Raw genomic sequence first — 20,689 nt, 5'->3', positions numbered from 1 at the left:
GTCGTGATAGCAGGGTAATCGCCCGATCCTGCGGCAATTGCCGTTCGGGCCGCCCGTTGGCGGGGGTGGTAGAACCGGCTGCGAAGCAACGCCGGGGAGGTGCCCGAAGGTTCAGGCACCGGTGGATCACGCGTGGTCGGTCAGGCGAAAGATCGCGGCCATCGGCGTCCAGCGACTGCCGTCCGGCGCGTGCGGCAACGCGCGCTGAAATGCGCCCATCCTCGCTTCCCATGCGACGACGTCGGGGTCGGCGGCATCCGCCGCCGCCTTTGCCGCCGCGTCGAACGTAGCATCGGCGGTTACGACCATCGCCAGACGGGCGCCGGTGCGGAAAATCTCCATCTGCGTGATGCCGCTCGACCGGATCGACGCCAGCACCGCCGCGGGCACGTTGCCCGGCCGGTGCCAGCGTTCATATTCCGCGATCGCTGCGGTATCGTCGACCAGATCGAGCGTCAGCACGCGGATCATGCGTTGGACCAGCCGCCGTCGATCACGTGCACCGCGCCGGTGGTATAGGACGATGCGTCGGACGACAGGTACAGCGCGAGTTCCGCGATCTCCTCCGCCCGGCCCAGCCGACCCATCGGCTGGCGCGCGGTGAACGACGCGCGGGCTGCCTCCGCATCGCCGGTCGCGGCCATCCGTTCCTCCAGCGACGGCGATTGCACCGTACCGGGGCAGATCGCGTTGCAGCGGATACCCTGCGCCACGTAATCGAGCGCGACCGATTTGGTCAGTCCGATTACCGCCGCCTTCGACGCGGTATAGACGAAGCGGTTGGGCACCGCGATCACATGGCTGGCGACCGACGACATGTTGACGATCGACCCACCGCCGCGTTCGATCATCGCGGGCAACAGCGCGCGGATCAGTCGGTATTGGGCGCGGACGTTCAGATCGAACGAGAAGTCCCAGTCGCTTTCGTCGGTCGTCAGGATCGTGCCCGCATGGACGAAGCCCGCGCAGTTGAACAGGCAGTCGACCCCGCCTGCTTCGGCAGCGAAGGCGACGATCGCGGCGGGATCGAGCAGGTCGACGACATGCGGCTCGCATCCGTCCAGCGTCGCGAGCGCGTCGCCGTTGCGGTCCAGCGCCAGGACGCGCGCGCCTTCGCGCGCGAACAGTTCGGCGGCGGCGCGGCCGATGCCTTGCGCGGCGGCGGTGACGATGGCGGTCTTGCCGTTCAATCGGGACATGAAAACTCCGGGGATGGGACGGGGGCGTCGGGGCGCACCAGTCCGGCATGGATCAGATCGGCCCACAGGCCGGGTGGAACGGGACAGGACGCCAGCGCCACCGCCTGCGCGACCTCTTCCGCATCCGCCATGCCGGGGATGACGGCGGACACCGCAGGATGGGCGAGCGGGAATTGCAACGCGGCGGCGGCCATCGGCACGCCATGACGGCGGCATAGATCGGCGATCGCGTCGACCCGCCGGACGATATCGGCGGGCGGCGGCGCGTAATCGTAATGCGCGCCGGGGACGACGCCGGTGGCGAGGATGCCCGAATTATACGGGCCGCCGACGATCACCTCCACCCCCAGCGCCGCGCAACGCGGCAACAGCCGGTCGAGCGCCCCCTGTTCGAGCAGGGTATAGCGGCCCGCCAGCAGGATCGCGTCGAGTTCCACCCGGTCGAGCAGTTCCTCGCAGATCGCGATCTCGTTCACGCCGATACCGATCGCGCCGACGGCCCCGGCATCGCGCAGATCGCGCATCGCGCGGTAGCCGCCGTCCAGAAACGTCGCGAGGTGCGCGGGATGGTCGTCGCCATGCGTCGCACGGCCCAGATCGTGCGCCAGCAACAGGTCGATACGATCGCGCCGCAACCGCGACCGGCTGGCATCGAAGCTGCGTGTCACGCCGTCCTGCGAATAATCGAACATGCTTTCGACCGGCTCGGGCGATATGAAACCCTGTCGCTCGGCGGTCAGGTCGCGATCGGCGACCGGGGCCAGTACCCGGCCGACCTTGGTCGAGACGAAGGCGTCGCCGGCCGGATCGAGTTCAGCCAGCGTCGCACCCAGCCGCCGTTCGGACAGGCCGAACCCGTAATGCGGTGCGGTATCGAAGCGGCGAATGCCCGCGTCCCAAGCGGCGACGATCGTCGCGCGGGCGGCATCGTCGCCGACCGGCCGGTACAGGTTCCCGATCGCTGCCCCGCCGAAGCCCAGCTTCGCCGGAGCGTGCCCTTGCGTCATACGCCTATCCTCTCCGCGCCGTGTATCTGCGAAGATGTTTCACCTGTCAAAACCCAATACGCGACGCCCGCTTCACTTGATACGGTAGGTCGCGCAGAGCTTGTTCCCAGCGGGATCGCGAAGATAGGCAAGGTACAGCACACGCCCGCCGGTAGCATTGCGCGGGCCCGGCGGATCCTCGATCGCCGTGCCGCCATGCGCCAGACCGGCGGCATGCCATGCATCGACCGTGTCGGGCGAGCTGGCGAGGAAGCCGATCGTTCCGCTATTGGCGCTGCTTGCCGTCCCGCCGTCGATCGGCCGGGTGATGACGAAACGTCCGCCATCATACTGATAGACCAGCAGCCCCCGTTCATCGACTACGCCTTCGTCCGTTCCCAACGTGCCGAGCGCGGCATCGTAGAAGCGTTTCGCGGCGGCGATATCGTTGCTGCCCAACATCACATGGCTGAACATCAGTACACCACCACCGAGCGGATGCTTTCGCCCGCGTGCATCAGGTCGAAGCCCTTGTTGATCTCCTCCAGCGAGAGGACGTGGGTAATCATCGGGTCGATCTCGATCTTGCCGTTCATGTACCAGTCCACGATCTTCGGCACGTCGGTCCGCCCCTTCGCCCCGCCGAACGCGGTGCCGCGCCAGTTGCGACCGGTTACCAGCTGGAACGGGCGGGTGGCGATTTCCTTGCCCGCTTCGGCGACGCCGATGATGATGCTGGTGCCCCAACCGCGATGGCATGCCTCCAGCGCCTGTCGCATCACGTCGGTATTGCCGGTGCAATCGAACGTATAGTCCGCCCCGCCATCGGTCAGCGCGACGAGATGCTGGACCAGGTCGCCCGACACGTCCTTCGGATTGACGAAATGGGTCATGCCGAACCGGCGGCCCCATTCTTCCCGGTCGGGATTGATGTCGACGCCGACGATCATGTTCGCGCCCGCCATCCGCGCGCCCTGCAGCACGTTCAGCCCGATGCCGCCCAGGCCGAAGACGATCACATTGTCGCCCGGCGCGACCTTGGCGGTGTTCACCACCGCGCCGACGCCGGTGGTGACGCCGCACCCGACATAGCAGCTCGTCTGGAACGGGGCGTCGGTGCGGATCTTCGCCACCGCGATTTCGGGCAGCACCGTAAAGTTCGAGAAGGTCGAGCAGCCCATGTAATGGAAGATCGGCTGCCCCTTGTAACTGAACCGGGTGGTGCCGTCGGGCATCAGCCCCTTGCCCTGAGTCGCGCGGATCGCGGTGCACAGGTTGGTCTTGCCCGACAGGCAGCTTTTGCACTGGCGACATTCGGGCGTGTAGAGCGGGATGACGTGATCGCCGACGGCGACGCTGGTCACGCCCGCCCCGACCTCGCGGACGATCCCCGCACCTTCATGGCCCAGCACGCTGGGGAACAGCCCCTCGCTGTCCAGCCCGTCGAGGGTATAGGCATCGGTATGGCAGATGCCGGTCGCCATGATCTCGATCAGCACTTCGCCCGCCTTCGGGCCTTCCAGATCGAGTTCGACGATTTCGAGCGGGCGTTTCGCTTCGAACGCAACGGCGGCGCGGGTCTTCATCGGGTGTCTCCTAAGCTGACGACGGGGTAGCGGCGCAGGACGGGGATCGGCAAGGGGGACGCGGCGTTCGGGATGCGTTAGAGCGTCCGCCATGTCGCTTCGTCCGTTCGCTGCCGGTGCCGCGCTGCTCCTGTCCGCCTGTGCCGGCGGTTCCTATCGTCCGGTCAGCGACGACATGGTCAAAATCGGTCCGCCCTACCGCGTCCGGGGCGTCGCCTATGTCCCCGCCGCCGATCCCGCTTATGACATGCTCGGTCTGGCCAGCTGGTATGGCAGCGAATCCGGCAACCGTACCGCCAATGGCGAGCGGTTCCGCGCACGATGGGTCACCGGCGCGCATACCACGCTGCCCCTGCCCAGCTATGTCGAAGTGACCGCGCTCGACACGGGGCGACGGATCGTCGTGCGGGTCAACGATCGCGGGCCGTTCACCGGCAGGGGGCGGATCCTCGACCTGTCGCGCGGGGCGGCGGAGGCCTTGGGCGTGCGCGGTGCCGGGGTAGTGCCGGTGCGGGTGCGCGTGGTGTCGCCCGACGAACGCGACCGTGCACTGCTGCGACGGGGCAAGCCGGCGCGCGACCTGCCGCCGGTGGACGAGCGAACGCGGGCGAACTTGCGCGAGCAGTTGCGGGCGGCGGGGCTTTGACTGCGGGATGACGGTCATACCGGTGTGTCCTGCGGCGGCGCACGGCGTTCGGAGATTCCGGGTTCTAGTTCGGATTATTGGATTAATGGCAGGTGTTTGCAGGCGGCAGGGCGGCCGTCGATGTGCCAAAGGTCACAAAAGTCACACTCGTGGTGCGAAATCGCCTTCGCTCCTTTCATGCCGGTTGGCGACCGGACGAGGGCGACGGAGGGCCGGATCGGATCGTTGCCCGGGCGATCCTGCTGCACGGTTCATCCGGTCGGTAGCGAAGTATGCTGGCCGTCCTGCGATACACCATTCGGCTGGTCAGACGGTCATTCGGGATGCGCGGGTTTCGCCGCATCGGGCGCGGCGTGGAGTCCGGCAGCGGGGCATGGGGTCCGGCGAGGTCAAGGAGCAGGGTCGCAGGACGGCCCGGTGCGGATCATGGCGCGGTGCGGCGGTGTAGGAAAGCGGTGATTGCCGGTCGTATCGGGGCGGTGCAGGCAGCGGCGACGCGAAAAGGGCGGCCCGTTGCGGGGCCGCCCTTTTGCTTTCTGTCAGCGCCATGGGCAAAGCCCATGTCGTCGGTCGCTGCCTTGGGCAGCGCCGGCCGCTCGCGCCGAGTATGGCCTTGGTCCAGCTTCGCTGGACCTTGGCTCAGCGCGAGTAGAACTCGACCACGAGGTTCGGTTCCATCTTCACCGGATACGGCACTTCGTCCAGCGTCGGCACGCGGGTGAAGGTCACCTTTGCAGCACCCTCGGTGGCGACGTACTCGGGAATATCGCGTTCGGCCAGCGTCTGTGCTTCGAGGACCAGCGCCATTTCCTGCGCCTTGGTGCCCAACGTGATCTCGTCGCCGACGAAGCAGCGGCGCGATGCGATGTTGCACTTCACGCCGTTGACGCGGACGTGGCCGTGGCTGACCAGCTGACGCGCCGACCACACGGTCGGGGCGAACTTGGCGCGGTACACGATCATGTCGAGACGCTGTTCGAGCAGGCCGATCAGGTTCTGACCGGTATCGCCCTTCATGCGCGACGCTTCTTCATAGGTGCGCTTGAACTGCTTCTCGGTCACGTCGCCATAATAGCCCTTGAGCTTCTGCTTGGCGCGCAGCTGGATACCGAAGTCCGAGATCTTGCCCTTGCGGCGCTGACCATGCTGGCCGGGACCGTATTCGCGCTTGTTGACCGGGCTCTTGGGACGACCCCAGATATTCTCGCCCAGGCGGCGATCGAGCTTGTACTTGGCGCTGGAGCGCTTCGACATCGTAAATCCAATGCAATTGCAGTAACGTTTGACCTTGCCCGACGGAGATAGTCCGGCGGACAGGATCGCGGCTCCCGGTATTCGCTTCCGACATGTCGCGAGGGACAATGCAGGGCCGCCGCTTCACCGGGAATGCGGAGCCGATTGCGAAGGGGCGCGCCTAGCCGCCGGCCGGGCGCGAGTCAAGGCGGTGGGCGATCAGTAGTTCTGCTGGCGGCTGCTGCGGCGACGCATCGCGTCCACGTCGCCGTCGTTCACCTTGTCGACCGCCGACCATTCCGCCGCGGTATGACACACGCGGCGAACGGCGACGCGCGATCCGGTCGGTGGCGACAGACGGTCGACAGCGCGGGCGAACGCGCTAAAGCGGCGGCATGACGACCAAGGCTCCGCTCGATCCCGCCGATTGCACCACGATGATGGAGGTCCGTGCCGGGGTCGACCATGTCGATCGCGACCTGATCGCGCTGCTCGCCCGCCGCTTCGGCTATATGCGGGCGGCCGCGCGCATCAAGCCCGACCGGAATGCGGTGCGCGACGAGCCGCGCAAGGCGCAGGTGATTGCCAACGTCCGTGCCGCCGCTGCCGATGCGGGGGTGCCCGATGCGATCGTCGCCGATCTATGGGAACGGCTGGTCGAGGCGTCGATCGCGTACGAACTGGTGACGTTCGACCGCACGCGGGGATAGTCGGAACGTCGGTCGGGTTCGGGGGCGAACGGCGTGTTCGCAACGGATGCTTCCCGGTTTTGCAGCAAGCTGCCCACGCCGCCGCTGCTACCGCCGTCGCTTGGCACCATCCAGCGCCGACAGCACGCCGCGCATCGTGCGGACTTCCTGCGACGTCCAGCCGGGCTTGGTCAGCAGCGTGCGCAGTGTCCGGCGCGAGGTCGTGGCGCGTTCGGGCGGGAAGAAGAAGCGTGCAGCCTCCAGCATCTCGTCAAGCTGGCGGATCATGCCTTCCAGCTCGTCATGCGGTGCGGGAATACCGAGGTCGACGGTGGGCGGACTGGCCAGCCCTTCGCCCTTCGACCATTCATACGCGACGAGGATCACCGCCTGCGCGAGGTTGAGCGATCCGAATTCGGGGTTGATCGGCACGGTCAGGATCGTGCGGGCGAGCGCCACGTCGTCGGTTTCCAGCCCCGAGCGTTCGGGTCCGAACAGGATCGCGGATCGGCCCGGTTCGCTGCGGATCGCGCCGGCGGCGGCTTCGGGCGTTACGACCGGCTTGGTGATGCCGCGCTTGCGGACCGTCGTCGCATAGACATGCGCGCAGTCGGCCACCGCCTCCGCGACGCTGTCATAGACGACCGCGTCGCGTAGCACCCGGTCCGCGCCGCTGGCCGCCGGACCGGCCTCCGGATTCGGCCAGCCGTCGCGCGGCGCGACGAGGCGCAGTTCGGTGAGGCCGAAATTGAGCATCGCCCGCGCGGCCTTGCCGATGTTCTGGCCGAGTTGCGGGCGGACGAGGACGATGACCGGCGGGGGGGATTGCGGACCGCGTTCGTCCATCTCCACTCCGTCCGTCCTGAGCAGGGGCTGAGCCCGTCGAAGACCGGTATCGAAGGACTTGCGCGCCAGTGCCTGTGCCGTATCCCAGTCGCCCGCGATCAGCGCTTCCTTCTTCGCACGCGACCAGCCCTTCAGCTGCTGTTCGATCGCCTGTGCCTGTTCGCGGGTCGGCACCGTTTCGCTCCATGCCAGCGCGATCGGACGGCGCGCCTGCGTGAAGCCTTCGATCTCGCCCGCCTGATGCTGCGCGACGCGCCGTTCGAGGTCGTCGGTGTGACCGACATAATATTTCCCGTCGGAACAGCGCAGGATATAGGCGGCGAAACTCATCTCGGTCCTTCGATACGCGTCTTCGACTACGCTCAGCCGCTACTCAGGATGGACGGCAAGGGGAAGGGGGCAGGGCGGATGAGAAGAAAGTGGCGGCAGGTTTCGGGCGAACGGATCGCCAAGGTATGCGGTCCTCTACGGCTACATGCCGACAGGCTCGATGCCGCCCGAACCTGGCCGAACGCAATGACGCAGTCGTTCCAGACGGGAGGCCGGGTAGCATTGCGTTATCTCACAGCCCTGCATCAGGGCTCGGCGCGGGTTCTCGACGGACGCATCGCGACGGGCTCGATGCTGCTCGAACCGAACGGGGGTCGCGGGGTGCGGGTGGGTAAGGGGGGGCGCTATTCCCGTCCCGCCTCGCCGACATTGCCCGCGAAATCCTCGAAGTCCTTTGCCTCGCGGAAGTCCTTGTAGACGCTGGCGAAGCGGATGTACGCGACCGGGTCCAGGCCGCGCAGCCCCTCCATCACCAGTTCGCCGATGCGTTGCGACGGGGTCTCGCTCTCGCCGGTCGTTTCCAACTGGCGCTGGATGCCGGAGACGAGCCGTTCGACCTGGACCGGGGTGATCGGGCGCTTGCGACACGCGGTCGCGACCGAACGGAGCAGTTTCTCGCGATCGAAGGGCTGGCGGCGATCGCCCGACTTGACGACGGTCAGGTCGCGCAACTGGATGCGTTCGAACGTGGTGAAGCGTGCGCCGCAGGCCGCACATTGCCGCCGCCGCCGGATCGCCGCGCCGTCGTCGCTGGGGCGGCTGTCCTTTACCTGGCTATCGTCATGGGCGCAGAACGGGCAGCGCATCGAGGTTCCTGTCGGTTCGCGGATCGCCGCCCGGACGGTCGCGGCACCATGTCGGCGGCCGCGACCGGGATTGGGTCAGACGCGCTTCTTCGCCTTGAAATACGCATAGCCGGCACCCGCCGCCGCGCCGATCAGCGGGCCGACGAACGGCACCGGGATCGCGACGACCGCGCCCAGCGCACCCCATTTCGCCATGCTCTTGCCGAGCGTCTTGTCCTTCATGTCCATGATGATCCTTACAGGCCGGGGTAGATCGGGAAGCGTTCGCACAGCGTGCGGACACGGGCCTTAACGTCCGCCTCGACCGCTTGATCCCCCGTTTCGCCCTTGGCGCGCAGGCCGTCGAGCACGTCGGCGACCATATTGCCGATCTCGCGGAACTCGGCGGTGCCGAAGCCGCGCGTGGTGCCGGCGGGCGATCCGACGCGGATGCCGCTGGTCTTGACCGGGGGCAGCGGGTCGAACGGAATGCCGTTCTTGTTGCAGGTGATCGCGGCGCGCTCCAGCGCTTCGTCCGCGTCCTTGCCGGTGACGTCCAGCGGGGTCAGGTCGACCAGCGCAAGGTGGGTATCGGTGCCCCCGGCGACGAGGTTCGCACCGCGTTCCTTGAGCGTGGCGGCGAGGATCTTCGCATTCTCCACGACGGCGGCGATATAGTCCTTGAACTCGGGGCGCAGCGCTTCGCCGAACGCCACTGCCTTGGCCGCGATGACGTGCATCAGCGGGCCGCCCTGCAATCCGGGGAACACCGCCGAATTGATCTTCTTGGCGATCTTTTCGTCGTCGGTCAGCACCATGCCGCCGCGCGGGCCGCGCAGCGTCTTGTGCGTGGTGGTCGTCACGACGTGCGCGTGGCCGAACGGCGTGGGGTGCAGCCCTGCCGCGACGATGCCGGCGAAATGCGCCATGTCGACCATGAAGGTCGCGCCGACTTCATCGGCGATCGCACGGAATTTCGCGAAGTCGATATGGCGCGGATAGGCAGATCCCCCCGCGATGATCAGCGTGGGGCGATGTTCCTTCGCCAGCCGCTCGACCTCCGCATAGTCGATCAGATGGGTTTCGCGGTCGACGCCATATTGGATCGCGTTGAACCATTTGCCCGACATCGCCGCCCGCGCGCCGTGCGTCAGATGGCCGCCCGCGTCGAGGCTCATGCCGAGGATCGTGTCACCGGGCTTGGTCAGCGCCAGCATCACCGCACCATTGGCCTGCGCGCCCGAATGCGGCTGGACGTTGGCGAAGCCGCAGCCGAACAACTGCTTCGCACGCTCGATCGCCAGCGTCTCGACCTCGTCCGAGGGATGGCAGCCCTGATAATAGCGCTTGCCCGGATAGCCTTCGGCATATTTGTTGGTGAAGACGCTGCCCTGCGCCTCCAGCACCGCCTTCGACACGATGTTCTCGCTCGCGATCAGTTCGATCTGATAACGTTCGCGTTCCAGTTCGTGCGAGACGCCGGCAAAGACGGCGGGGTCGACATCGGCAAGGCCGCGATCGAAGAATCCGTCGGGACGAAACTGGTCGAGGATCTGGGGGCTGGTGCTCATCGGGGCGGCTCCACGGGAAAAACATGATCGCGCGCGCTGTAGTCCCGCCGTCCTCAAAACGCCACCCGTTGCGGGGTTTCGCGCTGGACCGTGGCGTTCGGGGCGGGGCTCTCGCACGAAACCGGAAGGCTTTGGCGGGAAAACCATGTCGAGCGAGTAGTTTACGGCGAGGATCAGATTATTTGCAATAGACGCAAACTCTAATCATGTATTGGTTCATATCGCTGTCAATTGGCAGTTGGTTGACGCCAAGATGCATCCGTCCGTATACGGAGTTCATTGGAGGCCCGTCATCAGGGTCGACAATCGGCCGGGGGGCCGAACGGGGGTTGGCGAATATGGACACTGGGACCGGGTCCGGCCGTCCGGTCGGACGCGCGGCATCATCGGCGCGTGTGCGCGGACATATCGCACCGCTGGACGGGTTGCGAGGATTCGCGGCATTGCTGGTCGTGCTGGCGCACCTTCCGCAACTGGGACTGATTGACACGAAATTGCCGCAGGCCGGCACGTTCGGCGTAATGATCTTCTTCGTGCTCAGCGGGTTCCTGATGGGCCATCTGTATCTGTTCAAGCCGTTCGATGCTGCATCCGCGTTCCACTACATCGCGGCGCGCCTGTCGCGTGTCGTGCCGGCCTATTATCTTGCGATCATCGGCTGTTACCTGTTGTCGCGGTATATCGGGCAGGATTTCGTCTACTATCTGGATACCAGCGGATTCGTGGAACACATGCTGTTCCTCGGCAGCGACTATGTCTTCTGGTCGATCCCGCCCGAGATCGAATTCTATTTCGTGTTCATCGGCATCTGGTTCCTGTTCGCGAGCCGCAACGTCGTACGCATCGCGCCGCTGCTGGCGATCGTCACGGCGCTGCTCATCGTCGCGCATCCGGCGTTTCCCGGCGGTACGGTGCTGAACAAGCTCCACATCTTTCTGGTTGGCGTGGCGGTAGCGGTGCTGCGAAACGCGATCGGCGTCTCGCGGATCAGCAAGTTCGCGGCGTTCTGCACGCAATCGACCGGGATCGGCCTGATCGCGCTGGTCCTTGCCGGCGTAGTGCCGGTCGACAAGACCGCTACCGCCTTCGGATGGGAACTCGGCCGCGTCTATGGCAGCCTGCCGATGGCGCTGGCTTTCGGGGCCATCGTCCTTGCCTTCACGGTCGAGACCCGTTTCGCGGACGCGGTATTCGGCAATCGCTTCGCTCGTGCGTTGGGGGCGTATAGTTTCTCGATCTACCTGCTGCACGTTCCGGTGATGGCCGGCGTCCGAAACCTGCTCGTCCCGCTCGACACGCCGCATGCGGTGCAGATCGTCGCGGCACTGGCAGCGACGGTGGTGGTATCGTTCGCCAGCTTCCACTGCATCGAAAGGCCGTCGCAGAAGATCGTACGCCGGATCATCGTGAGTACAGGGCGCGCGGGACGCAATGTGCTGCGCCGTTTGAACATCGCGCCGGTATGGATGACGGCCGCGCGCAGCGGTACTGCGGCGTAGCGCGGCCAGCCGCCTGTCCCGGGTTGCCGGAGGGTCAGGCGGGCGGCGTGCCCAGCTTGTCGACGCGACGCTGGTGGCGATCGCCGCCGAACGGGGTGGCAAGGAATGCCGATACGCACGCCTTCGCCATTTCCGTACCGATCAGCCGCGCGCCCATCGCAAGGACGTTGGCATCGTTATGCTCGCGGGCCAGCGCCGCCGACAGCGGTTCGGCGACCAGTGCGCAGCGGCAGGCGGCGACGCGGTTGACCGCGATCGAGATGCCGATGCCCGATCCGCACAATGCGATGCCGAACGTGGCATCGCCGCGTTCGACCGCCTGTGCCAGCCGATAGCCATAGTCGGGATAGTCGACGCTGGCCCCGTCATGCGGGCCGAGATCGGCGACCTCGTGCCCCTCATCCTGCAGCCATGTGGCGAGGTCGGACTTGAGCACGAGTGCGGCGTGGTCGGATGCGATTGCGATGCGGGCCATGTCGGCGCTGTAGCCGCAGGGAACCGCGAGCGCTAGGCCGGCATTGGGGGCAGCGAGAGGAACGCGGATGTTGGGCAAGCGAATGATCGTCGGGGTGGCGCTGCTGGCCGCGGGGTGCAGTGCGAACGAGCGGCGCGACGAAGGCCGCGCCACGCAGGCGGCGATCGACAACAGTGCGGAGGCGACGCTGGTGCCCGCTGCCTCGCCGACGCCGACGCCCAGTGCGAGCGCCAGCGCGACGCCGACGCCGGGTCCATCGGCCAGCGGGACGTCGGTCGATGCGACACCCTATCTGGGTCGATGGATCGGCGTCGAGGGAATGGTGCTGAACGTCGCCGCGGTCCCCGCCGGGGTCACGCTGGACATGCAATACGACCTCGACAATCGGGGGACGTTCGCGGGGACGGTCGGTCCGCAGGGCATCGCGTTCACCCGCAACGGTCTGGCGGAAATGTTGAAGCCGGGCGATGGCGCGGCGACGGGGCTTAAATATCTGGCGGACAAGCGCGATTGCCTGATCGTGAAGAGCGGCGAGGGATATTGTCGTGACTGACGTTGCCGCGACCGATCCGGCCGCGCCCCTCGAGCGCCCACGCCTTCCGGCCACGGCGGCGCTGCTCGGCTATGCCGGACTATTGCCGCCGCTTGTCGCCATCGGGATCTGGATGTTCGACCCGATACGCGGCGGCATGGCACTGGCGCTCGCGCTGTTGTACGGCGCGCTCATCCTAAGTTTTCTGGGCGGTATGTGGTGGGGTGCGGCGGCGGCGCGCGTTGCCGGTGCGGCGCTGACATTCTGGCTGACGATCGCGGTGATGCCGAGCCTGATCGCGCTGGCGGCGGGCATGGTGTTTTTCGCGTCGGTCGTGTCGGGCGCCGCGATCCTTGCCGCCGGGCTGTTCGCCTCGCTGCTCGTGGACCTCGCGCTGCTGCGCGCGGGGCATGTGCCGGCGTGGTGGATGCGGCTGCGGGTGCCGTTATCGGTCGGGCTTGGGACATTGACGCTGATCGCCGGGCTGCTTGTGGACCGGTACTAAGCGGTCAGAACCGGCGAAGAGCTCCGACGGTTCGACGCTGGTCGGTCTAGCCGGTAGCACGGAGGCGTTAGAGGGCTATCGCGCCCGGTTGCGGTGCGGATCAGTCGCTACCCGAGCGGGGTGCAACTCGATCAAAACCGGGCCAGCGACGCTTTGGACGATGCCGTCGAACGCTATCCCGCTCAGGCCGCCTTGCGCAGTTCGAGCCGGCCCCAGATTTCGACCAGCGCCTGGGTCAGGTCGCGCATCATCGCCGTGTCGTGCGCCGGACCCGGTGTGAAGCGCAGCCGCTCGGTCCCGCGCGGGACGGTCGGATAATTGATCGGCTGCACGTACACGCCATATTCGCGCAGCAGGATGTCGCTGATCCGCTTGGCCTTGACCGGGTCGCCGACCATCAGCGGCACGATATGCGTCGTGGTATCCATCACGGGTAGCCCGGCATCGGCGAACATCCGCTTCAGCATCGTCGCTGCCGCCTGTTGTCCGTCGCGCTCCGTGCTCGACGCCTTCAGGTGCCGCACGCTGGCGAGCGCGCCCGCGACCAGCACCGGCGACAGGCTGGTGGTGAAGATAAAGCCCGGCGCATAGCTGCGGATCACGTCGATCACCGTGCGATCGGCGGCGATATAGCCGCCCATCACGCCGAACGCCTTGCCCAGCGTGCCTTCGACGATGGTGATGCGCGACGCCGCGTCATCGCGTTCGGAAATGCCGCCGCCGCGCGCGCCGTACATGCCGACGGCGTGGACTTCGTCCAGATAGGTCAGTGCGTTGTACTTGTCGGCAAGGTCGCAGATCGCATGGATCGGCGCGACGTCGCCGTCCATCGAGTACACGCTTTCGAACGCGATCAGCTTGGGAAGTTCGGGATCCTCGGCGGCCAGCAATTCTTCGAGATGCGCAAGGTCGTTGTGGCGGAAGACGCGTTTTTCGCAGCCCGAATGCCGGATGCCCGCGATCATCGACGCGTGGTTCAGTTCGTCCGAAAAGATCACGCAGCCCGGCAGGATTCGCGCGATCGTCGACAGCGTCGCCTCGTTCGAGACATAGCCCGAGGTGAACAGCAACGCGGCCTGTTTGTCGTGCAGGTCGGCCAGCTCGTTTTCGAGATCGATATGGTAGTGCGTGTTGCCGCCGATGTTGCGCGTGCCGCCGGAACCCGCGCCGACGTCGTGCAACGCGTCCTCCATCGCCGCGATGACGGCGGGATGCTGCCCCATGGCGAGATAGTCGTTGGAACACCACACCGTGATCGGCTTCGGCCCGTTATGCCCGGCGAAGCACCGCGCATTGGGGAACTGTCCCTTGTTGCGCAGGATGTCGATGAAGACGCGGTAGCGGCCTTCTTCGTGCAGGCGGTCAATCGCCTGCGCGAATACACGGTTATAGTCGACCGAGCGGGCCGGACTTGCGTCGATGCTCATGGGGCGTGTGTGTATCGTCACACACCCCCGGTTGCCAGCGGATAAAAGCGGTTAGTGTCATCGGGCGGCTGGACAAATTGTCCCAGGGGCGGGGGGCGGTAGTTGTGTGTGGGGGAGGGACCTTCTCGATACGCGCGCTCGGCTACGCTCGATCGCTACTCGAAGCGAACGGGGAGGGGGCGGACGGCAGAAGCTTCGCCCTGCCCGCCCTACAGCGCCTCGAGTCGCCCGAACCCGTACGACCCGAGCGCCGCCGCCAGCGTCCGTTCGCGTTCGCCCAGCCGGGTGAAAACCAGCGTGCCGGGAACGGCGGCGTCCGGGAACGCCTGTCCCGCCGTCAGTACCGCGATCCGGCGGGCGATGCCGGGGCCGCCGTCGACGAAGCGGACATGCGGCGCGATGGCGGTCATGTCGGCTTCGAGCAGTGGAAAATGGGTGCAGGCGTTGACGATGACGTCGATCCGGTCGCCATCGGGCTGCGCGAACAGTCCGGCGAGTTCGGCGGCGATACGGTCGGGCGGCGGTGGGGTGCCGGCCAGCGCCGCCTCCGCCAGTTCGACCAGCGCCGCCGACCCATGGCGCAGGACGGTGCAGTCGCCCGCGAACCGTTCGGCCAGATCGTCGACATAGGGCTGACGGACCGTGGCGTTCGTTCCCAGCACGCCGATGACGCGCGTATGGCTGATCGCGGCGGCCGGGCGGATTGCCGGCACGGTGCCGACGACGGGCAGGTCGAGCGCGGCGCGCACCGCGCCCAGCGCGATGGTCGACGCGGTGTTGCATGCGATCACCACCAGACGCGGTCGATAGCGTTCGACCAGCCGTCCGAGCAGCGCAGGCACCCGGCCGGCAATCTCCGCTTCGGTTTTCGTCCCATAGGGAAATCCCGCCGAATCGGCGACATGGACGATCGGCACGGTCGGCAGCAACCCGCGGGTCGGCGCGACGACCGACAGCCCGCCGATCCCCGAATCGAAGAACAGGATCGGTTGATCGGAAGCGGGCATTTTCGGGCTTTCGCTGGGGCTGCGTTGCATGCGGTCCGCTTACCCCTTACCCTGTGTCCCTTGGACGGCAAGCATGCAGGGGGCCATTCTGCCGAGCGACATTTCCTCGTTGCCGACCGTTGCGGCGGTGCTGATAGGTTATCTGCTGGGTTCGGTGCCGTGGGGCATCCTGCTGACCCGCGTCGCCGGGGCGGGCGACCTGCGCACGATCGGATCGGGCAATATCGGCGCGACCAACGTGCTGCGCACCGGGCGCAAGGGGCTGGCGGCGGCGACGCTGCTGCTCGACCTGTTGAAGGGGGCGGTCGCGGTGTGGATCGCCGCCGCGCTGTTGCCGGGCCACGAACTGGCGGCGGGCGTCGCGGCGTTCATCGGGCATTGCTACCCGGTGTGGCTGCGGTTCCGTGGCGGCAAGGGCGTCGCGACGATGATGGGCGTGGTCGTGGCGCTGCACTGGGAAAGCGGCCTGGCCTATGCGGTCGTGTGGATCGGGTTGCTGGCGTCGCTGCGGATATCGTCGGTGGCAGGGATCGCGGCGGCGATCTCCGCGCCGATCGTCGCGGCATGGGCGGGCCGGTTCGATCTGGTGCTACCGTTCCTCGGGCTTGCCGCGGTCCTCGTGTGGAAGCATCGCGCGAATATCGAGCGGCTGATCGCCGGGCGAGAGCCGAAGATCGGCCGCCCGGGTGCGTGACACGGGCGAGCGACTGGCGGCGTTGCGGCTGATTCGGTCGGCGCGGATCGGCCCGGTGACGTTCCGTCAGTTGATCGCGCGCTATGGCGATGCGGCCGCGGCGATCGCCGCGCTGCCGGGACTGGCGGCGCGGGGTGGCGGCCGCGCACCGACGCTGGCGGACGAGGCGCAGGTGCGGCGCGAGATCGCGACGGTCCGCGCGCTGGGCGGCCGGTATCTGCTGATCGGTGACGCCGGATATCCATCGCTGCTGGCGGAGATCGACACCGCGCCCCCCGCGCTGATCGTGCGCGGCGATGCCGGGTTGCTGGCGCGGCCATGCGTGGCGATGGTCGGCGCGCGCAACGCATCGGCGGCGGCATGCCGGTTCGCGCGCGAACAGGCCGACGAACTGGGCGCGGCGGGCTTTACCGTGGTGTCGGGGCTGGCGCGCGGCATCGATACCGCCGCGCATCAAGGATCGATCGCGCACGGCACGGTCGGCGTGATCGCCAGCGGCATCGACGTGACGTTTCCGCCGGAAAACGCAGGGTTGCAGGAGGACGTAGCGGTACGCGGCCTGCTGGTCGCCGAACAGCCGCCGGGGACGCAGCCGCTGGCCCGCCATTTCCCGTCGCGCAACCGGATCATCGCCGGCATGGCGCTGGGCACGGTAGTGGTGGAGGCCGCGCCGCGATCCGGCTCGCTCATCACCGCACGGCTGGCGGGAGAGGCGGGGCGCGAGGTGATGGCGGTGCCCGGATCGCCGCTCGATCCGCGTGCGCAGGGGTGCAACCTGCTGATCCGCGACGGTGCGACGCTGGTGCAGTCGGCAGCCGACGTGGCGGAGATGCTGCGCCCGATCGATCCGCGCGCGGTACGATCGACCGGCGGCGGCTATGCCGGCGAACGGGTTGCGGCGGATGCGGGCGACGGCGACCGCCGCAGGATCACCGGATTGCTGGGGCCGGTGCCGGTCATCGTCGACGAACTGATCCGGCAGGCGGACTGCGCGCCGGCAGTGGTGCAGACGGTGCTGCTGGAACTGGAGTTGGCCGGGCGGCTGGAGCGGCATGCGGGGGGAAGGGTGGGGTTGATCGGCTGACCGATGCTTACCGCACGCCGCGCCCGAAGGTGTAGGTCAACGCCAGCCCGCCCGAAAGCTGGTTGCGCGAACCGAAGGTGCGGACGACCGGCGATCGGGCGGGATCGCCCGCCAGCCGGTCGTACCGGGTATAGCCATAGACGCCCCAGCGCGACGTGAACTGGCGCAGCAGGCCCGCCGTTGCCCCGATCGCCTGTACCCCGCCATCGGCACGAAAGGCGGGCAGGCCCGATGCCGCCGCGTCGACCGGGACCACGCCGAAATAGGCACGGTGGTAGCGGGCGTCGGCCAACGTCACGCGCGGCCCGATCGAGAACAGCCAGCGGTCCCCGTCGCGCGCGATGTAATCCGCCCCGACATTGGCGATCAGCCCCTTGTGCCCGCCCAGCCCCTGTCGCGCCTCTACCCGGACGCGTAGCGAATCGCCGATCGCATATTGCGCGAAGCCGCCCAGCTCGACGGTAAACCCGACCGAGGGCAGCGCGCCGCCGACCTCGCCGCTGCGCCGCCGTCCTTCGAACCCGAAGGCGGGGCCGAACTGGAACCCGCGCGTGGTGACGACCGGCAGCCCGGCGCTCTCGTCGGGGGCCTCGAACGCGAAGGGGGTGTCGCCGCGCGTGCGCGATACGTCGATGAACGGACGCAGGCTGACCGAATCGGCGCCGGGATAGCTCGGCACCAGTTGCGGTCCCAGCCCGATCCGGGTGCGACGGGGTTCGCGCGGCGCGCTGTCCTGCGCAATGGCGGGGGACATGCCGAAGCCGAGCGAGAGGGCAAGCGCGATCGCGGCCGGGCGGGTGGATATCATCCCGCGAACAAAGCATTTATCGCGCGGTTTGGCAAAGGACGCGGTGGGCATGGGAATGTCATGACAATGTATCGTGCATCCGCCATCGACCCTTGTCGCTTGACGCCCCCCGTTCCGGCTCTCCACTCTCGCGCGTACACGTAAGGGACTTTCGCACCGTCATGCAGCTCGTCATCGTCGAATCGCCCGCCAAGGCGAAGACCATCGAAAAATATCTGGGCGGCGATTACCGCGTCCTCGCTTCCTACGGCCATGTCCGCGACCTGCCGGCCAAGGACGGATCGGTGCATCCCGACGACGGGTTCGCGATGGATTGGGAAACCTATGCGGACAAGACCAAGCAGCTGAAGGCGATCACCGACCTGGCCAAGACCGCCGATCGACTGATTCTCGCAACCGATCCCGATCGCGAGGGCGAAGCGATCAGCTGGCATGTTCAGGAGGTTCTGAAAAAGCGCAAGGCGCTGCCCAAGGAGGTCGAGCGGGTCACGTTCAACGCGATCACCAAGCCCGCGATCCTTGCCGCGATGAAGGCGCCGCGCGAGCTGGATACCGATCTGATCGACGCGTATCGCGCGCGGCGGGCGCTGGATTATCTGGTCGGGTTCACGCTGTCGCCGGTGCTGTGGCGCAAGCTGCCCGGTGCGAAGTCGGCCGGGCGCGTCCAGTCGGTCGCGCTGCGCCTGCTGGTCGAGCGCGAGCGCGAGATCGAATCGTTCGTCGCGCAGGAATACTGGTCGGTCGTCGCGAAGATGGAGGCCGACGGCACGCCGTTCGACGCACGTCTGGTCAAGCTGTCGGGCAGGAAGCTCGACCGGCTGTCGCTGGGCGAGGCCGGCGCGGCGGAGGCGGCGAAGCAGGCGGTGGTCGACGGACGCTTCACCGTCGTCAACGTCGAGACGAAGCCCGCGACCCGCAATCCGCCGCCGCCGTTCACCACGTCGACCCTGCAACAGGAAGCGGCGCGCAAGCTGGGCTTTTCGGCCAGCCACACGATGCGGGTCGCGCAGTCGCTGTATGAGGACGGCGCGATCACCTATATGCGGACCGACGGCGTGCAGATGGACGGATCGGCGATCGATGCCGCGCGCGGCGCGATCGCGAACCGCTATGACGGGTCGTACGTCCCCGACAAGCCCCGCCAGTATCAGACCAAGGCCAAGAACGCACAGGAAGCGCACGAGGCGATCCGCCCGACCGATTTCGGCAAGGACAAGGCGGGATCGGGCGATCACGGCCGGCTGTACGACCTGATCTGGAAGCGGGCGCTGGCCAGCCAGATGGCGTCGGCGCGGATGGAGCGCACCGCCGTCGAGATGGAGGACCAGACCGGGCAGACCGGCCTGCGCGCCACCGGACAGGTCGTGCTGTTCCCCGGATACCTTGCCCTGTACGAGGAAGGGCGCGACGATGCGGCGGACGAGGACAGCCGTCGCCTGCCGTTGTTGCGGTCGGGCGATGCGCCCGCCAAGAAGGACGTCGTCGCCGAACAGCATTTCACCCAGCCGCCGCCGCGCTTTTCGGAAGCGTCGCTGGTCAAGCGGCTGGAGGAACTGGGCATCGGGCGGCCGTCGACCTATGCGTCGATCATCCAGGTGCTGAAAGATCGCGGCTATGTCCGCGTCGAGAAGAACCGGTTCTTCGCCGAGGAAACCGGGCGGTTGCTGACCGCGTTCCTCGAACGATTCTTCGAGAAATATGTCGGCTACGACTTCACCGCCGGGCTGGAGGAGGAGCTGGACGACGTATCGGGCGGGCGGGCCGAATGGCAGGCGGTGCTCGAAGCGTTCTGGCGCGATTTCAAGCCGCGCACCGCCGATGTGATGGAACAGCAGCCGAGCGCGATCACCGCAGAGCTGGACCAGTTTCTGGGCAGCTATCTGTTCCCCGACAAGGCGGACGGCACCGATCCGCGGCTGTGCCCGAATTGCGGCGAAGGGCGGCTTGCGCTGCGCGGCGGCAAGTTCGGTGCGTTCGTCGCCTGCTCCAACTATCCCGAGTGCAAATATACCCGTCGGTTCGCGCAGCCGGGCGGCGAGGGCGATGCCGGACCGGAAGGGCTGGGCAAGGACCCGGCGACCGGGTTGGAGATCGAGCGGCGGTCGGGACGCTTCGGCCCGTATCTCCAGCTGGGCGAGGGCAAGGAGGCCAAGCGCGCGTCGATCCCGAAGGATATCGGCGACATGACGCTGGAATGGGCGCTGAAACTGCTCAGCCTGCCGCGGACGATCGGCAATCACCCCGAAACGGGTGAACCGATCATCGCCGCGATCGGGCAATATGGCCCCTATCTGAAGCATGCCGGCAAATATGCGCGGTTGCAATCGACCGCCGACGTGTTCGAAACGGGCATGAACGCGGCGGTGGTCAAGCTGGCCGAGGCGGCGGCAGGGGGCGGGCGCACGCGTGGCGCGGCGAAGGAGCCGCTCAAGGTGCTGGGCGTGCATCCACGCACCGAGGTCGAGCTGAAGCTGATGGAGGGGCGCTATGGCCCCTATGTCACCGACGGCACGACCAACGCGACGCTGCCCAAGTCGATCGACCCGCAGGCGCTGACGCTGGAGGAAGCCGCGCAGCTGATCGACGATCGCGCGGCGGCGGCACCGGCCAAGGGCAAGAAGAAGCCCGCTGCGAAGAAGGCCGCACCGAAGACAGCGGCGGCGAAGAAGGCGCCGGCGGCGAAGACTGCGGCGAAGAAGGCTCCGGCGAAGAAGCCTGCTGCGAAGACGGCGAAGGCGGCGGATTGAGGCGTTCCCGCCCCCTCCCGTCGGCGGGAGGGGGCGGGGT

Annotated in this window: 22 protein-coding genes; 8 read left to right on the top strand and 14 right to left on the bottom strand. The window is 67.3% G+C overall.

Annotated elements, in window-relative coordinates; translation table 11 throughout:
• Positions 1-126: 126 nt before the first annotated feature.
• The 5 genes from IFT55_RS07210 to IFT55_RS07190 form a co-directional block, all read right to left on the bottom strand.
• Positions 127-471 carry an L-rhamnose mutarotase gene (locus IFT55_RS07210; RefSeq protein ID WP_192090484.1) on the bottom strand — a complete coding sequence of 115 codons (345 nt, stop codon included), beginning with the start codon at positions 469-471 and terminating at the stop codon, positions 127-129.
• Entirely contained in the window at positions 468-1,199 is a 732-nt protein-coding gene (locus IFT55_RS07205) for an SDR family oxidoreductase (RefSeq protein WP_192090482.1), read from the bottom strand. Before IFT55_RS07205 ends, IFT55_RS07210 begins: the two co-directional genes overlap by 4 nt.
• A complete protein-coding gene (locus tag IFT55_RS07200) occupies positions 1,187-2,206 on the bottom strand; it encodes an aldo/keto reductase (RefSeq protein WP_192090480.1) in 1,020 nt (339 codons plus the stop codon). The genes IFT55_RS07205 and IFT55_RS07200 overlap by 13 nt, the downstream gene beginning before the upstream one ends.
• A gap of 72 nt (positions 2,207-2,278) precedes the next feature.
• A complete protein-coding gene (locus tag IFT55_RS07195) occupies positions 2,279-2,662 on the bottom strand; it encodes a VOC family protein (RefSeq protein WP_192090477.1) in 384 nt (127 codons plus the stop codon).
• Entirely contained in the window at positions 2,662-3,771 is a 1,110-nt protein-coding gene (locus tag IFT55_RS07190) for an S-(hydroxymethyl)glutathione dehydrogenase/class III alcohol dehydrogenase (protein WP_192090475.1), read from the bottom strand. Before IFT55_RS07190 ends, IFT55_RS07195 begins: the two co-directional genes overlap by 1 nt.
• A 91-nt stretch (positions 3,772-3,862) precedes the next feature.
• Between IFT55_RS07190 and IFT55_RS07185 the strand changes: the two genes are divergently transcribed.
• Entirely contained in the window at positions 3,863-4,417 is a 555-nt protein-coding gene (locus tag IFT55_RS07185; protein ID WP_192090473.1) for a septal ring lytic transglycosylase RlpA family protein, read from the top strand.
• A gap of 639 nt (positions 4,418-5,056) precedes the next feature.
• On the opposite strand, the gene rpsD is transcribed toward IFT55_RS07185, so the two are convergent.
• On the bottom strand, positions 5,057-5,671 hold the full coding sequence (rpsD, locus tag IFT55_RS07180) for a 30S ribosomal protein S4 (protein ID WP_192090471.1): 615 nt from the start codon (positions 5,669-5,671) through the stop codon (positions 5,057-5,059).
• Between the two features lie 374 nt (positions 5,672-6,045).
• Here rpsD and IFT55_RS07175 point away from each other — a divergent pair, with 374 nt between their 5' ends.
• Entirely contained in the window at positions 6,046-6,360 is a 315-nt protein-coding gene (locus IFT55_RS07175) for a chorismate mutase (protein ID WP_192090462.1), read from the top strand.
• An 87-nt stretch (positions 6,361-6,447) separates the two neighbouring features.
• Here IFT55_RS07175 and IFT55_RS07170 read toward each other — a convergent pair whose 3' ends face one another.
• From IFT55_RS07170 to glyA, 4 genes are all read right to left on the bottom strand, one after another.
• Positions 6,448-7,515 carry a TrmH family RNA methyltransferase gene (locus tag IFT55_RS07170; RefSeq protein ID WP_192090460.1) on the bottom strand — a complete coding sequence of 356 codons (1,068 nt, stop codon included), beginning with the start codon at positions 7,513-7,515 and terminating at the stop codon, positions 6,448-6,450.
• Positions 7,516-7,859: 344 nt separating this feature from the next.
• Positions 7,860-8,321 (bottom strand): transcriptional regulator NrdR, encoded by a 462-nt coding sequence (gene nrdR, locus IFT55_RS07165; protein WP_192090458.1) that lies wholly within the window; start codon positions 8,319-8,321, stop codon positions 7,860-7,862.
• A 75-nt stretch (positions 8,322-8,396) separates the two neighbouring features.
• Positions 8,397-8,549, bottom strand: coding sequence for a hypothetical protein (locus IFT55_RS07160; protein WP_192090456.1), 153 nt, complete (start codon positions 8,547-8,549; stop codon positions 8,397-8,399).
• A gap of 8 nt (positions 8,550-8,557) precedes the next feature.
• Entirely contained in the window at positions 8,558-9,871 is a 1,314-nt protein-coding gene (gene glyA, locus IFT55_RS07155) for a serine hydroxymethyltransferase (protein ID WP_192090454.1), read from the bottom strand.
• Positions 9,872-10,209: 338 nt separating this feature from the next.
• Here glyA and IFT55_RS07150 point away from each other — a divergent pair, with 338 nt between their 5' ends.
• Complete coding sequence (locus IFT55_RS07150; RefSeq protein ID WP_192090452.1) at positions 10,210-11,370, top strand: acyltransferase family protein; 1,161 nt, start codon at positions 10,210-10,212, stop codon at positions 11,368-11,370.
• A gap of 34 nt (positions 11,371-11,404) precedes the next feature.
• On the opposite strand, the gene rpiB is transcribed toward IFT55_RS07150, so the two are convergent.
• A complete protein-coding gene (rpiB, locus tag IFT55_RS07145) occupies positions 11,405-11,845 on the bottom strand; it encodes a ribose 5-phosphate isomerase B (RefSeq protein ID WP_192090450.1) in 441 nt (146 codons plus the stop codon).
• Between the two features lie 67 nt (positions 11,846-11,912).
• Between rpiB and IFT55_RS07140 the strand changes: the two genes are divergently transcribed.
• Together IFT55_RS07140 and IFT55_RS07135 are read left to right on the top strand one after the other, a co-directional pair.
• On the top strand, positions 11,913-12,398 hold the full coding sequence (locus IFT55_RS07140) for a hypothetical protein (protein ID WP_192090448.1): 486 nt from the start codon (positions 11,913-11,915) through the stop codon (positions 12,396-12,398).
• Positions 12,391-12,882 carry a DUF3429 domain-containing protein gene (locus tag IFT55_RS07135; protein WP_342029249.1) on the top strand — a complete coding sequence of 164 codons (492 nt, stop codon included), beginning with the start codon at positions 12,391-12,393 and terminating at the stop codon, positions 12,880-12,882. The genes IFT55_RS07140 and IFT55_RS07135 overlap by 8 nt, the downstream gene beginning before the upstream one ends.
• A 182-nt stretch (positions 12,883-13,064) precedes the next feature.
• Here the strand turns inward: IFT55_RS07135 and hemA are convergent, their stop codons facing one another.
• A complete protein-coding gene (gene hemA / locus IFT55_RS07130; RefSeq protein ID WP_192090446.1) occupies positions 13,065-14,309 on the bottom strand; it encodes a 5-aminolevulinate synthase in 1,245 nt (414 codons plus the stop codon).
• A gap of 209 nt (positions 14,310-14,518) precedes the next feature.
• A complete protein-coding gene (gene murI / locus IFT55_RS07125) occupies positions 14,519-15,346 on the bottom strand; it encodes a glutamate racemase (RefSeq protein WP_249403644.1) in 828 nt (275 codons plus the stop codon).
• A gap of 43 nt (positions 15,347-15,389) precedes the next feature.
• On the opposite strand from murI, the gene plsY reads away from it, so the two are divergent.
• Both plsY and dprA read left to right on the top strand, forming a co-directional pair.
• Complete coding sequence (gene plsY / locus IFT55_RS07120) at positions 15,390-16,010, top strand: glycerol-3-phosphate 1-O-acyltransferase PlsY (RefSeq protein ID WP_192090444.1); 621 nt, start codon at positions 15,390-15,392, stop codon at positions 16,008-16,010.
• Entirely contained in the window at positions 16,003-17,094 is a 1,092-nt protein-coding gene (dprA, locus tag IFT55_RS07115) for a DNA-processing protein DprA (RefSeq protein ID WP_192090442.1), read from the top strand. Before plsY ends, dprA begins: the two co-directional genes overlap by 8 nt.
• A 7-nt stretch (positions 17,095-17,101) precedes the next feature.
• Here the strand turns inward: dprA and IFT55_RS07110 are convergent, their stop codons facing one another.
• Positions 17,102-17,902, bottom strand: a complete 801-nt coding sequence (locus tag IFT55_RS07110; protein ID WP_192090439.1) for a MipA/OmpV family protein — start codon at positions 17,900-17,902, stop codon at positions 17,102-17,104.
• A gap of 161 nt (positions 17,903-18,063) precedes the next feature.
• On the opposite strand from IFT55_RS07110, the gene topA reads away from it, so the two are divergent.
• A complete protein-coding gene (gene topA / locus IFT55_RS07105; RefSeq protein ID WP_192090438.1) occupies positions 18,064-20,649 on the top strand; it encodes a type I DNA topoisomerase in 2,586 nt (861 codons plus the stop codon).
• Positions 20,650-20,689 lie beyond the last annotated feature (40 nt).

This window comes from Sphingomonas sp. CFBP 13720, from assembly GCF_014842075.1.
Taxonomy (GTDB): domain Bacteria; phylum Pseudomonadota; class Alphaproteobacteria; order Sphingomonadales; family Sphingomonadaceae; genus Sphingomonas.
The sequence above is the reverse complement of the archived record's forward strand: the minus strand, read 5'-3'. Positions and strand labels throughout refer to the sequence as shown.